The sequence below is a fragment of the Bacillus sp. F19 genome (assembly GCA_023823795.1).
Lineage (GTDB): Bacteria > Bacillota > Bacilli > Bacillales > Bacillaceae > Bacillus_P.
The window spans coordinates 4283543-4297057 of sequence record CP085710.1 but is presented as its reverse complement, the minus strand read 5'-3'; the positions used below and the strand labels follow the sequence as shown (position 1 = coordinate 4297057).

Here is a 13515-nt window from a genome sequence, read left to right as displayed (position 1 = left end):
GCTATAAAATTGACCGCGCAGCTTGATTAATTGTATAATAATAGCAACTTAAATATTTCTTCCTTAAAGGGGAGTAGCTTTTACAGCAAAGTCGTCAATACGGGAATGTTACCCGGCTTTGCTGGCAGCGATGCTGTTAGCGAGACCTTTGCCGATTATTTGGTGAAGTCTCTTTCGAAAAAGACGTTATGACCAAGTAATTGGATCTGACGTCTTTTATTTTTTCCGAAAATGAAATTAAAGGAGCTGCACGATGATGAAAATGTTTAAAGTATTGGCTGTTTTATCCATCGTTTTCCTAAGCGGGTGTTCTTTGCTTGAAGGCGTTAATTCTTCTTTGCAGTACGCAAATGATGCAAAGGATTATATTAATGAGGCAAGCACATTTGCAGAGGAGATTCCTGCTCTTGCTGAAGAGGCTGTAAATAACGAAGAAGCAAGAGCGGAGCTTGAGCAGAGTTTAAACAGTATGAAGGAAGAAATAAATACATTTAAAGAATCGGATGCGCCGGAAATTGCTGAGGATGCCCATAATCAGCTTGTCATCTACAGTGAATCACTTGAAAGCGGAATTGATTCTGCTCTGAAGCAAATTGAAAACGGAGAGTGGAATCTTCAGCTGTTTGAAGACACAGAAATTGTGAAAACTGTGTCTGAAATGCAAAACATCTTAGATCAAATTGAACAGCTTGGATCTTGAGAAACAAGGTAAAGAGGAAAGGAGGTTCTCAGGATGAAAGGATATAAGCAATTTGCAGATAGCGTCAAAATAGGAGGAAAAGGGACACGTGCCAAGCTATATGGCCATGATTCTTCCTTAACCTTCATCGGAGCTGGCAGAAGCGCATTTGTTTTTAAACTTGCGAATGAGAATAAAGCTTTAAAGGTGTTCTTTCCTTCATTTACTCATATTGCAAAGGAAGAAGCTGAAATTTACAGGACCCTTCAGGGGATTGAGTATTACCCCAATCTATATGAAGCGGGAGAAAACTATTTAGTCATAGATTATATAGAAGGAAGCACTCTCTTTGATTGTGTCAGCACGGGAATATCCATTACTGATAAGCATATAGCAGAAATCGATAAAGCTCTTATGCACGCTAAAGAAAGAGGGCTGAACCCGTCTGATATTCACCTTCGCAATATATTCATTACCGATGGGGGCGAGATCAAAATGATTGATGTCGCAAGGTTCCGTCAAACAAAAAATTGCACACAATGGGACGATTTAAAGACAGCTTTTAATAAATACTACCGCAAGACTTATTTTCCTAAAAGAATACCAGCTGCCATGATGAATTTTATTGCAGTCTTGTATAAGAAAAAACTGATTTCATTAGCATCATAAAAAACGAGAGATTTCTATAAAAGAGATCTCTCGTTTTTTTGCATGGAAATAGAATGATCTATAAAAGTTTAATTTGATAATAAGCAGCAATGCCCTTCTGAAGCTCTGCTAAAGCCGGATCTTGATTCAAGTTCGCAAGCATCCCCTGTATTACAGCAGTCCGAGGTGAATCCTCTTTAATTTCTGCCTCCAGCACCTCAAGCGTGACAAGAAGATCACCTGAGAGCTGCTGCTTGCTTTGGTCGATTTTGGCTAATAGTTCATCCCGATCGATGGCTGTACATAAAGAGAAAAGATTTTTTTCTCTTTCACTTGAAAGAATGGGTTTCTCTTTTGAAACCTTCAATCCTGAAGCAACATCATCCACCCGGTTTAAAAGAAAAGCTGCGAGTTCATCGAAATCCAATTCCGCTTTTTCAAAGATAATGAATTTTAAATAAGAATGAATCATGCCCTGAAGGATTGTGCTTATATCCCAGATATATTCTTCAATGGACTCGCCGTAAATGGCTAGAAGCGCATTTTTAACAAAAAGATTGGAATCTGCATTCATTTTTTGAATGAAAGCTGCCATTGAAGGGTTATTTGGTATGGCGTTCTCCTTCATTTGCATAATAATGAAATCTTTATGTTTATTAATCTCACTCAGCTGGCAGGATAGCTGGGCGATTAAAAGTGCGCGGGGTTCGAGATCCCGCTGTCTGACAGCTTCCATTTTTGAATGAATCAGCTCAAAATGATATTTGAATGTTTCAAGCAGGAGAGCTTCCTTCGATTTAAAATAAAGGTAAAAAGACCCTTTTGAAATTCCGCATTCGTTCGCAATATCCTGTATGGACGTTGAGGTAACCCCTTTTTTAGCGAAAAGGCTCATAGCCGCTTCAATAATCCGCTTTTCTTTTTCCTTCATCGTGTATTCTCCTTATATAACAGTAAAGAATGAGTATAGAACAGAATCGCTTCTGCTACTATATAAGTCAAGCAAAACTTTCTGACTGAATGTTCACATTTAAAAAAGAATCATTTTAAAATGGTTAAATATGATTGACTGTAACCAACTGGTCATTTATATTATTAATTATTATGACCAGTCAGTCAATAAGAAAAGCGTAAACGCCCGTTTAGCTCCGACAGACAGATAAGAATCCGGCAGAAAAGTACGGGTTTGACTTTTTTGACGGATTTGTTCGGGCCGAGGAGTTGGGCGCTGGAGCTAGACATCAAAGCGCCACACTTTATACTTTCTTAAAACTTAAAAAATAAACTGCCGGAGGACAACATGAAACAAATCATTAATTTTGTTTTGAAGAACAAATTTGCAGTGTGGCTTCTTACTATTATTGTGACAGTTGCAGGTCTTTACTCAGGTTTGAATATGAAGCTTGAGACAATTCCGAACATCACAACACCAATCGTAACAGTCACAACTGTTTATCCTGGTGCTACGCCGGAAGAAGTAGCAGAAAAAGTAACAGAGCCTATAGAACAGGCAGTTCAAAATTTAAATGGAGTGAACGTTGTCAGCTCTACATCCTTCCAAAATGCCTCATCCATTCAGATTGAATATGAATTTGAAAAAAATATGGACAAAGCAGAAGAAGAAGTGAAAAGCACTGTATCAGATCTCTCTTTTCCAGATGGAGTGAATGAATCAGATGTTTCAAGGCTCAGCATCAATGCCTTTCCGATTCTAGCCTTAAGTATATCAGATGATGAAGGATCTTTGAGTGATCTGACTGCGCTTGTAGAGGATGAAATGGTTCCGGCAATAAAAGGACTGGAAGGTGTTTCTTCTGTTCAGGTGGCAGGTCAGCAAGTAGAAGAAGTCCAGTTTTCTTTTAAAGAAGAGAAGCTTGAAGAATACGGTTTAGATGAAGAAACTGTTCAAAATATCATTAAAGGCTCTGATGTGAATTTTCCGCTTGGATTGTATACTTTCGGGGATAAAGAACAATCTGTCATTGTAGATGGAAACATCCTGACAATGGAAGATTTAAAGAATATGGAGATCCCGATTACTCCGGGTGGAGGAGATACTTCTGGACAAGGTCAAAGCAGCATGCCGGGACAGACTGCCTCAGGATCAGAGCAGAATCCAGGGCAGGCACAGGGCTCAGCTCAAGCACCAGCAGCTGGCCAGATGCCTCCTGCAGCACAGAATATAGAACTCCCGACGGTAAAGCTGTCAGAGCTTGCAGATATTAAAACTGTCGGTGAAGCAGAATCCATTTCCAGAACAAACGGAGAAGAAGCAATCGGTCTTCAAATCGTAAAATCTGCAGATGCAAATACAGTTGATGTTGCAAATGCTGTAAAAGATGAGCTTGACGGTTTTGAAAAAAAGTATGATAACCTTGAGATCCTTTTCACGCTCGATCAGGCTGAACCTATTGAAGAATCGGTCAGCACGATGCTGAGCAAAGCATTATTTGGAGCTGTTTTCGCAATTATCATTATCCTCTTATTCTTAAGAGATATCAAATCAACCTTGATTTCAGTTGTTTCCATTCCGTTATCTTTATTAATTGCTGTTCTTTTATTAAAGCAAATGGATATTACCCTTAATATTATGACACTTGGAGCAATGACGGTTGCAATCGGGCGTGTTGTTGATGATTCAATCGTTGTCATAGAAAATATCTACCGCAGAATGTCACTGCAGGGCGAGAAATTAAAAGGAATGAGCCTAGTACGAGAAGCTACAAAGGAAATGTTTATTCCGATTATGTCTTCAACAATTGTAACAATCGCAGTATTCCTGCCGCTTGCTCTCGTAAATGGAGTGATTGGAGAATTATTCCTGCCATTTGCATTAACCATCGTTTTTGCATTGCTTGCTTCATTGGTCGTTGCCGTTACGATTGTGCCAATGCTGGCACACAGCCTCTTCAAAAAAGGACTATACGGCGAAACGGCTAAAAAGCATGAGGAACACAAACCAGGAAAAATGACTGGTGTATACAGAAGCATTTTGAACTGGTCTTTAAATCATAAATGGATGACATCAGGCCTTGCAGTCTTAATGCTTGTCGGCTGCTTATTCCTAGTTCCGGCTATCGGCGTCAGCTTCTTGCCGTCAGAAGAACAGAAGCTTGTCTATGCAACATATAAGCCTGCACCTGGTGAAACAAAAGAACAAGTAGAAGAAGTCGTAACAAAAGCAGAAAACCTGTTAATGGACCGCAAAGATGTTTCTTTAGTTCAGTTCTCATTAGGAAGCGAAAATCCAATGAGCCCTGGAGATTCAAACAGTGCCGTATTCTTTATTGAATATGAAGATGATACAGAGAATTTTGATAAGGAAAAAGAGAAAGTAATTGAAGATCTTCAAGCTGAGACTGCTCAGGGCGAATGGGTTTCACAGGACTTCACTCAGAGCGCCGGCAGCAACCAAGTTCAATTCTTTGTATATGGAAATGAATTAGAAGACATTGAACCGTCTGTCGGGGAAATTGAAAAAATTCTAAACGACAATGGCAGCTTTAAAAATGTAAGTTCAAGCCTTGCCGAGTCATACGATGAATATACCCTTGTTGCCAATCAGGAAGAACTCAGCAAGCTTGGCCTGACAGCCGGTCAAATCGGCATGGAGCTTAGCCCGCAAAGAGAGCGTCCAGTTCTGACTCAAGTTGAAAAAGACGGAGAAGAACTAAACGTTTATCTTCAAACAGAGAAAGAAACGTTTGAAAATGTAGATGATTTAACCGAAAAAACGATCACTTCGCCGCTTGGGAAAGAAGTGAAAATCGGTGATGTCGTAACAGTTGAAGAAGGAAAAACATCAGATACTGTAACACGTCGTGATGGCCGCATTTACGTACAGGTTTCCGGAGAACTGACAACGGATGATGTGGCAAAAGCATCTTCGGAAGTACAAAAGAAAGTGGATGATCTTGACTTGCCGACGGGTGTTGACATAGACACAGGCGGAGTAACAGAAGATATTCAGGAATCCTTTACACAGCTTGGCCTTGCCATGCTTGCTGCGATAGCCATTGTGTACCTTGTCCTTGTGATTACATTCGGCGGAGGACTTGCGCCTTTTGCGATTCTGTTCTCTCTTCCATTTACCGTAATCGGTGCATTGGTTGGATTATTGATTGCAGGAGAAACCATCAGTATTAACGCAATGATTGGGGCATTGATGCTGATCGGTATCGTTGTCACAAACGCAATTGTCCTGATTGACCGCGTTATTCACAAAGAACGTGAAGGTCTGTCTACAAGAGAAGCATTGCTTGAAGCAGGAACAACACGTCTGCGTCCAATTCTGATGACAGCGATCGCCACAATTGGAGCACTCATTCCGCTTGCAATTGGAATCGAAGGCGGCAGCGGCATCATTTCAAAAGGTCTCGGAGTAACAGTAATCGGCGGTTTAACAAGCTCTACGCTGTTGACACTTCTAATTGTGCCAATTGTTTATGAGATGATGAGTAAATTCAGCCGAAAAAAAACGAGAACAGTTGAGGAAGAATAATGCATGATTAAAAAAGCACCCGGGCGGGTGCTTTTTTATTTAAAACAGAAAGCATATTAAGTTTTTTGGCTGAAAAAATATAATGCCGGCTAAATAAAGGCGGATTTGGGCAGATGAATTTTTCATGAAAAAAGGCTGTATAGATTCTAAATTAGGCAGAAAGATTTAATAATCGGGTGTATCAGTTCAAGCCAAATTGTCCGAATGTCAATCCCATACTGAATAATATCAGGGCTCTTAGAATAAACTCAAAAATCATGACCTATTTAAAAGCCCGACAAAATATGCATATATTCCGTACTTGCCGAATGGTATAATGATTGAAATAAAAATAGAGCAAACTATAGACAAAGAAGAGGGTGAGGGATCTTGGAGGATATTATTGTACATCAGCATACAATCATAAAATTGTTTTTATCCCTCTTAGTCGGAATTATTATCGGACTTGAGCGGGAAATTAAGAAAAAGCCGCTGGGACTGAAAACAACAATTATCATTGCGGTAAGCTCGTGTCTTTTGACCGTGATTTCAATTGAAGCAGCTTATACGTTTTCTAACGATTATAATCGTCCGATGGATCCGCTCCGTCTTGCAGCGCAAATCGTATCAGGCGTCGGATTTTTAGGCGCGGGAGCGATTCTCCGCAGAAGCAATGATGTCATCAGCGGTCTTACAACTGCTGCGATGATCTGGGGAGCTGCTGGCCTTGGGATTGCCATTGGAGCCGGCTTTTATCAGGAAGCACTTATTGCGCTTATTTTCATGATCGGGTCCATTGAGATCATTGCTCCGTTAGTAAAGAAGCTTGGTCCTAAAACGCTGAGACTGAAAGAATTAAAGGTAAAGCTGACCGTTCCTGTAAATGTAAATATATCTGATATCTTACACTCGCTTCGCAAAAAAGATATGAAAATCAAGTATGTGAAGATTAAAGATGTTATTGACCGTGATTTGAGAACAGTAGACTTAATTCTGCTGATTAAAAATGACCGTTATACATCAGATGTTTATGAGGATATAAAAAAAGTAAAAGGTATTGAGTCCGTTGAAGTAGAGCTGATTTGAGCAGGCGTCAAATAAGACGTATGCAGATGACATATGGTATTGTTAGCAAACAAGGTATTTAGGAGGAAGCAAATTGATACGCTTTGGAATTATCGGAACAAACTGGATCACTGACCGCTTATTAAAAGCTGCGATGCAAATCGAGGACTTTTCGCTGAAGGCTGTCTATTCAAGAAATGGCGATAAGGCTGAAGAATTCGCTGCCAAATATGGTGTGAAGACCACCTTTACAGATTTAGAGAGTATGGCAAAAAGCGATGAAATTGATGCCGTATACATAGCGAGCCCCAACTCATTGCACGCTGAGCAGGCCATTTTATTCATGAATCACAAAAAGCACGTGCTGTGTGAAAAGCCTCTTGCATCAAACGTTAAAGAGATTACTGAAATGATACAGGCTGCAAAAGAAAATCGCGTACTGCTTATGGAAGCGATGAAATCAACATTCTTGCCTAACTTTAAAAGCATTCAGGAAAACCTGCACAAAATTGGCACAGTGAGAAGATATACAGCAAGCTATTGCCAATACTCATCCCGTTATGATGCCTATCGCTCAGGAACCGTGCTGAATGCATTTGATCCGACATTCTCAAACGGATCACTGATGGACATTGGAATCTATGCGCTGTATCCAACGATTGTTCTTTTCGGAAAACCGGAAACCATTAAAGCGAGCGGGCTGCTATTAAGCTCTGGTGTTGACGGCGAAGGAAGCATTCTTCTTCAATATAAAGACAAAGATGCTGTGATGATGTATTCCAAGATAACAGACTCAGCACTTCCATCGGAAATTCAGGGTGAAGAAGGTACAATTATTATTGACCGCATCAGTACAATTGAAAAAGTGGAAATTCGCTACCGGGACGGCAGATTAGAGGATATTTCAAAACCTCAAAAAGAAGACACCATGTATTATGAAATGAAGGAATTCATCGACTTAATCCAAAATGACCTGTATGAATCAACAATTAATACTTATGAGAATTCAATCAAGGTAATGGAAGTCATGGATGAAGCAAGAAAACAAATTGGTGTTGTTTATCCCGCTGATCAAAATTAAACCAATCCCATCAGGATTGGTTTTTCTATGCGCTTAATTTTGGGGATATTCAGAGCAGTTGGCTATAATAAAAGTAAACACCCCTTTTACTAAGGAGGAACATGAAATGAAAGAAACAAAGCGGTATAACATTCCGGTAGAAGCAGCTCTCGAAGTAATAGGCGGAAAGTGGAAATGTGTGATCCTTTGTCATTTGATGCGGGGAAAAAAACGGACGGGAGAACTGAAAAAGCTGATGCCCAGCATCATACAAAAAATGCTGACTCAGCAGCTTCGGGAGCTCAAGGAAGATGGAATCATCAATCGCATGACCTATAATCAAGTTCCTCCAAAAGTGGAATATGAACTAAGCGAGTATGGCTGGAGTGTCACAGGAATACTCGAGTCTTTATCTGCTTGGGGTCTTCATCATATTGAAAAAGTATACGGAGATAAATCAGCTGTACTTGAGGATAACATTTTGAATATCTAATGGTGAAAAGTTTTAGAGAAAGACGGTTGTTGATAGGCGTGTTAATTCCTCTTGTTATTGAATGAAACCAGCTGATAGAAGCTGATGCACTTAAACTTGACCTTATTGAATATTTAAATGGTGAGGATAGTTTACATAATACAGAATATTATCAGTCAAAAAAGGATTGCAGCAGCAATCCTTTTTATGTTTTTTAATCTTCTAATATCAACTGATGTTTACAGTTACCTCAGAGGTGTGTTTACCTTACCTTTTATAACAAACTCCTCATTCAAGGAATTTCTATTAATCATATTCTCTGCTAGTTTCCTATCCATCGGACATTTCTGACAGTGAATGATTAGAGCAGAAGTTATGGATCATTCTCTCCCCATCTTCGTTTTTCTTTCTCTTCTGCTTCATCCTTTTTCAGCTTCTCTTACAGCATTCTGAATTTCAATGTTACCGCTCCTTAGATGTGTATTATCCAGTACAGACATATTGTTAACACAAATAGAATATGAGCTGAATAGAATTTACTTAATTCATATATAAAATATAAGAAGAATATACCTTTTCTTAATTTTCGACAAGAAATCTTACAAAAAACTTAATGAATTTACATTTCGAAATGATTCTCAACTTAAATATTCCATAAAAAGTGACTATATAACCCCGTATTTCTACACTCATTTTAAATAATTTTGTAAAAATCAGGAATGAATATAAAGAAGTATGTGACTTTTTTATCAGGTTAACTCTATGAATATATTCCTGAAAATAAGAAAATAGGAATCTTTACAATTACTTAAATGCAGCTTAATTATTTTTCTCTATCATTAGATATGCATGACTAATAGAAAGAGGTGCGCTCATATATGCCCCCGGTATTGAATCGAAAAAAATTTTTAACATACTTAGGAACTGGTACTGTTGCACTAGCAGCAGCAAGTACAGGACTTGATGGATTAGTAAAAACAGCAGAAGCAAAAGGTCCTTTTCACTATCCAGAATATAAAAGGCCAAAAAGCGGTCCATTAAAATTCCAGCCAATCGAACCAGTAACAAAGGATGATCTTGTTCTTCCAAAAGGCTATAAATATGAAGTTATTGCTGCATATGGCGACAAGATTAATCAAAAAGGAGATACATTCGGATACAATAACGACTTTACTCTCTTCTTTCCATATGAAGATGAAATGGACCGAGGATTGTTATGGGTAAATCATGAATATATCTCAGATTTGTTTGTTTTCGGTCAAACAATTAAGGGCGGCTACAACTCCGAACAGATAAAAACATTGCTTTATAATCAAGGCGGTTCGATTATCGAAGTAGTTAAAGACAAAAATGGCTGGAAAATGGATACGTCATCTGAATATGCCCGCCGCGTAACAGGACTTACTCCTTTCGCTTTAACCGGACCTGCAAAAGGATCAAAAGCTGTTAACGGAGCAGAAATCGTTCAAGGTACATTTGCGAACTGCTCTGGCGGAAAGACACTTTGGAACACGGTTTTATCCTGTGAAGAAAACTATGAATCTACATCAAATTCGGCAAACTTAGACGAGACACACTATGGATGGGTAATTGAAGTGGATCCATTTGATCCTGCCTATCAAGTTCGCAAGCACACAGCTTTAGGCCGCTTTAATCATGAAAATACATGCATGGGTATTTCAAAAGATAACCGAGTTGTTGTGTACATGGGCGATGATAAGAGAGATGCCTGTGTCTATAAATTTATCAGTAAAAATAAGTATAACCAAAAAGATGGAAAAGAGAATTCAAAACTATTAGAAGAAGGAACTCTTTACGTAGCTAATTTTGGAGAAGGAAGATGGGTAGCCCTGACGGTTGAAGCTGTTCAAAAAGCAGCTAAAGGAAACACTGAACTGCTTAAAAAATTCCAGACACAGGCAGATGTTGTTGTAAACTGCCATGAAGCAGCTCTCCTTTTAGGCGGAACACCTACAGATCGCCCAGAAGACTTAGAAATCAGTCCGTTTGATGGTTCAATCTTTATTGCTCATACAAATAACAGTAATCATGGGAACTTTCACGGCCATATTACTCGATTCTTTGAAAAAGATAACGATCACGGCTCAATGGAATTCCAGTTTTCAATCTTTGCAGCAGGCGGTATTCAAAGCGGGTTTAGTGCACCAGATAACCTGTTATTCGACGAAGATGGAAACCTTTGGACTGTTACAGACATTTCAAGCGGAAGTGTTAACACAAAAATTTGGGAGCCATTCGGCAACAACGGTCTATTTGTTATCCCTACAGAAGGGAAAAACGAAGGAGAAGCTTTCCAATTTGCTTCAGCCCCAGTTCAAGCAGAATTAACAGGACCTTGTTTTACTCCTGATGAGAAAGCACTATTCCTTTCTATCCAGCATCCAGGTGAAGAAACAAAAGACCTTGCAAACCCTACAAGCAAATGGCCGCACCGCAGCGGTGACAATATGCCGCGTCCGGCTGTTGTTGCTATTACAGGATTTTAATAAGAAAATTATATGCGCCTAATTCACCCCCGACAAACACAGTACCAGCCTTAAGAAACTTGTTTTATAAGGAAGGCAAATCCTATGTCGGGGCAGGCATTGGAGCTCGACATGATTGTTGATACTTTCAAAAAATAAAGGAGCGAAAATGAAATGATACAAAACATCGGAATTCCAGGGCTAATTCTTATTTTAGTCATTGCACTAATAATTTTTGGTCCATCAAAACTTCCTGAAGTTGGACGTGCTTTCGGCAACACGTTAAAGGAATTTAAAAATGCCACAAAGGATTTAGTATCTTCAGACTCTAAAAAGGAAGATGAAAAACTTTAAATATTGAAAAGAGAAAAAGGATTATTTTATCTTTTTTCTTTTTCATTGAAGAGGTGAAATACATGAAGGATCAGGAAGTTGCATTAACGGTACACTTGGAGGAATTGAGAAAAAGGCTTATCTATATCCTTGGAAGTTTTTTGGTCTTCTTTGCTTTATCATTTGCTTTTGTAGAGCAAATCTATATGTGGCTAGTTAAAGACTTAGAATTTAAGCTCGCCTTACTTGGACCAGGAGATGTTTTATGGATTTATTTCAAGATAGCAGCTGTCTGTTCGATTGCTCTTACCATTCCATTAGCTGCATACCATGTTTGGCGGTTTGTTTTACCTGCTCTTCAAGAGCATGAAAAAAAAGCAACCTTTATGCTAATTCCAGCACTATTTTTACTATTTATTCTCGGAATTACCTTTGGTTATTTTCTTGTGTTTCCTATTGTTCTATCATTCATGCAAGAATTAGCAGGAGAAGGATTTCAGCAATTTTATACGTCAGAAAAGTACTTTAGTTTTCTGATTAGCTTGACCGTTCCTTTTGGAATATTGTTTGAACTGCCTGTAGTCATTCTATTTTTAACCTCTATAGGAATACTAAATCCGCAGATGTTAAAGAAATCCAGAAAAATCGCATATTTTGTTATTCTTATAACGTCTGTGTTAATTACACCACCTGATTTAATATCAGACATACTCGTATTAGTTCCGCTTGTATTAATCTATGAAGTCAGTATCAATTTGTCATCCTTTATCTATCGGAAAAAATTACTGAAGACTGAAACCCTTTCTTCATGAAACAGATATTCATTTGCGTTATAAGCTGATAAACCCAATCAAAAAGGAGGCGGCCTGCATGCTGGCTCTTTTTTGGTATTAGATTGTTTTTGGCTTAATTCCTCAATTCAGCCTTGCCTTACTCCCTTTGATCAAAGACCATTAGCATCATGAGTAAATAGTGAGTTTTCATCATTTACATCATTTTCATTTGTAATCCAATTGCTCGATTCAGAAATCACTGTTGGGTTTGTTAAAGGGGTTAATCCAATAGATTGCAACTTGCCTTGAAAGCATAATAAAACACCGTGAGATACGGTGTTATTGTTTAACTTGGATCGTTCTCATCAAGAGATAAAGTGGTTACTTTCGTGTAATCGCCTTTATCAATTTCTTCTTCAGTAGCGTCTCTATTCAATTCATCTTCTGTATTGATTCCTTCAGCAAGTGTTTGTTCATCAGATGAGCGATTTTCTTTTTTCATAAGCACACCCCCTTCGGGATTAAAATGCCCATACATTTTTCATTCAATACATCCCTAAAAGCTGCGCAATCAGCTATAGCAATGAGTGCCCATGTAATAGAAAAAATCTTATTTGGTGAAATCAAATGTTCTGCCGTAATTAATAAAGAAAGCCATTCTCGGGGGAAATACTTCATAAATTAATGTTCAGTCAAGCTTGTTACAGAAACACTTTGTTTATTATTTGGTTCTTTTAGTGAATGAATTGTTGCTTTTCCATTTTGTTCATCCACGTGCTCAATGTAAATACTTTCTCCATTATAGGTTACATTAGCCATAATTGGCGAAGAAGAAATTTCTTGTGCTCGTTGTGCATTCATTGTAGTTACCTCCTTTTGTTTTTCAATAGTTATAATATTTGTTCCAAATTACTTAAATATACTTGCTGTTATTAAAACTGCTTTCAAGTATTTAATCTTTCTGGTAATTTTAACAATGATATGTAAGCCTGCTGCATCCCCCATGACCTCAATATTTCGCCAACATCTCTTCAATAAGACTATCACATCGTTACAACGGCACATAAAAACGGGCAGATCGTCCGTTTTTGGGCAACACCAGATTTGCCGCTCCCAAACCGTAAAGCCATATGGGATGAGCTCTTAAAAGCTAGCGTGGATCTTATTACTACAGACGATCTGCCAGAACTGCAAAAGTACTTGAACGAAAATGACCCCAAACAAACGAAAAAACATATAAACTGGTAATTCATTTGAAATTCGAAAAAGGCGATGACTTATAGTCAGGCTCGTTTATTCAAAGAGTGGCGGGAAAAAGTACAAATGAATGGGAGGGGTACGTATTCGTTTCTAACGATCCGTGAAATCATTGAACCTGTACAAAGTTATACAATACATAAAAAGGATTTTGCGTAAAAACTCACACTTTATATCTGATACTGCTCCTTAAATGATACGAAGCCCTGACAAGGGCTCTTTTCTTGTTTCTGATAAAATATTTTTAATATACAATTTTCTA

General features: G+C 38.4%; 13 protein-coding genes. 10 read left to right on the top strand and 3 right to left on the bottom strand.

The genetic code is table 11. The annotated features are described in order from the left end of the window. Positions 1-253: 253 nt before the first annotated feature. Positions 254-700: a DUF6376 family protein gene (locus LIT25_22155; GenBank protein ID USK33206.1), complete on the top strand. Its 447-nt coding sequence runs from the start codon at positions 254-256 to the stop codon at positions 698-700. A 33-nt stretch (positions 701-733) separates the two neighbouring features. After that, the gene (locus LIT25_22150) at positions 734-1348 is read left to right on the top strand and encodes a protein kinase family protein (GenBank protein ID USK33205.1); all 615 of its coding nucleotides are present in this window, start codon (positions 734-736) and stop codon (positions 1346-1348) included. A 58-nt stretch (positions 1349-1406) separates the two neighbouring features. Here the strand turns inward: LIT25_22150 and LIT25_22145 are convergent, their stop codons facing one another. After that, positions 1407-2258, bottom strand: coding sequence for a TetR/AcrR family transcriptional regulator (locus tag LIT25_22145; GenBank protein USK33204.1), 852 nt, complete (start codon positions 2256-2258; stop codon positions 1407-1409). 369 nt (positions 2259-2627) lie between these two features. Between LIT25_22145 and LIT25_22140 the strand changes: the two genes are divergently transcribed. The 7 genes from LIT25_22140 (at position 2628) to tatC (ending at position 12035) form a co-directional block, all read left to right on the top strand. Then, positions 2628-5828 (top strand): efflux RND transporter permease subunit, encoded by a 3201-nt coding sequence (locus LIT25_22140; protein ID USK33203.1) that lies wholly within the window; start codon positions 2628-2630, stop codon positions 5826-5828. A gap of 369 nt (positions 5829-6197) precedes the next feature. Then, a complete protein-coding gene (locus LIT25_22135) occupies positions 6198-6893 on the top strand; it encodes an MgtC/SapB family protein (GenBank protein ID USK33202.1) in 696 nt (231 codons plus the stop codon). 73 nt (positions 6894-6966) lie between these two features. Then, positions 6967-7953 carry a Gfo/Idh/MocA family oxidoreductase gene (locus LIT25_22130; GenBank protein ID USK33201.1) on the top strand — a complete coding sequence of 329 codons (987 nt, stop codon included), beginning with the start codon at positions 6967-6969 and terminating at the stop codon, positions 7951-7953. A 106-nt stretch (positions 7954-8059) separates the two neighbouring features. Further along, complete coding sequence (locus tag LIT25_22125; protein USK33200.1) at positions 8060-8425, top strand: helix-turn-helix transcriptional regulator; 366 nt, start codon at positions 8060-8062, stop codon at positions 8423-8425. An 857-nt stretch (positions 8426-9282) separates the two neighbouring features. Continuing rightward, positions 9283-10911, top strand: a complete 1629-nt coding sequence (locus tag LIT25_22120) for a DUF839 domain-containing protein (protein ID USK33199.1) — start codon at positions 9283-9285, stop codon at positions 10909-10911. Positions 10912-11064: 153 nt separating this feature from the next. Beyond that, on the top strand, positions 11065-11244 hold the full coding sequence (gene tatA, locus LIT25_22115) for a twin-arginine translocase TatA/TatE family subunit (GenBank protein USK33198.1): 180 nt from the start codon (positions 11065-11067) through the stop codon (positions 11242-11244). Positions 11245-11306: 62 nt separating this feature from the next. Further along, complete coding sequence (tatC, locus tag LIT25_22110) at positions 11307-12035, top strand: twin-arginine translocase subunit TatC (protein ID USK33197.1); 729 nt, start codon at positions 11307-11309, stop codon at positions 12033-12035. Positions 12036-12342: 307 nt separating this feature from the next. Here the strand turns inward: tatC and LIT25_22105 are convergent, their stop codons facing one another. Then, positions 12343-12498, bottom strand: coding sequence for a hypothetical protein (locus tag LIT25_22105; GenBank protein ID USK33196.1), 156 nt, complete (start codon positions 12496-12498; stop codon positions 12343-12345). A 179-nt stretch (positions 12499-12677) separates the two neighbouring features. Next, a complete protein-coding gene (locus LIT25_22100) occupies positions 12678-12857 on the bottom strand; it encodes a small acid-soluble spore protein H (protein ID USK33195.1) in 180 nt (59 codons plus the stop codon). Between the two features lie 216 nt (positions 12858-13073). Here LIT25_22100 and LIT25_22095 point away from each other — a divergent pair, with 216 nt between their 5' ends. Beyond that, positions 13074-13244 (top strand): hypothetical protein, encoded by a 171-nt coding sequence (locus tag LIT25_22095; protein USK36374.1) that lies wholly within the window; start codon positions 13074-13076, stop codon positions 13242-13244. The last annotated feature ends 271 nt before the right edge of the window (positions 13245-13515 follow it).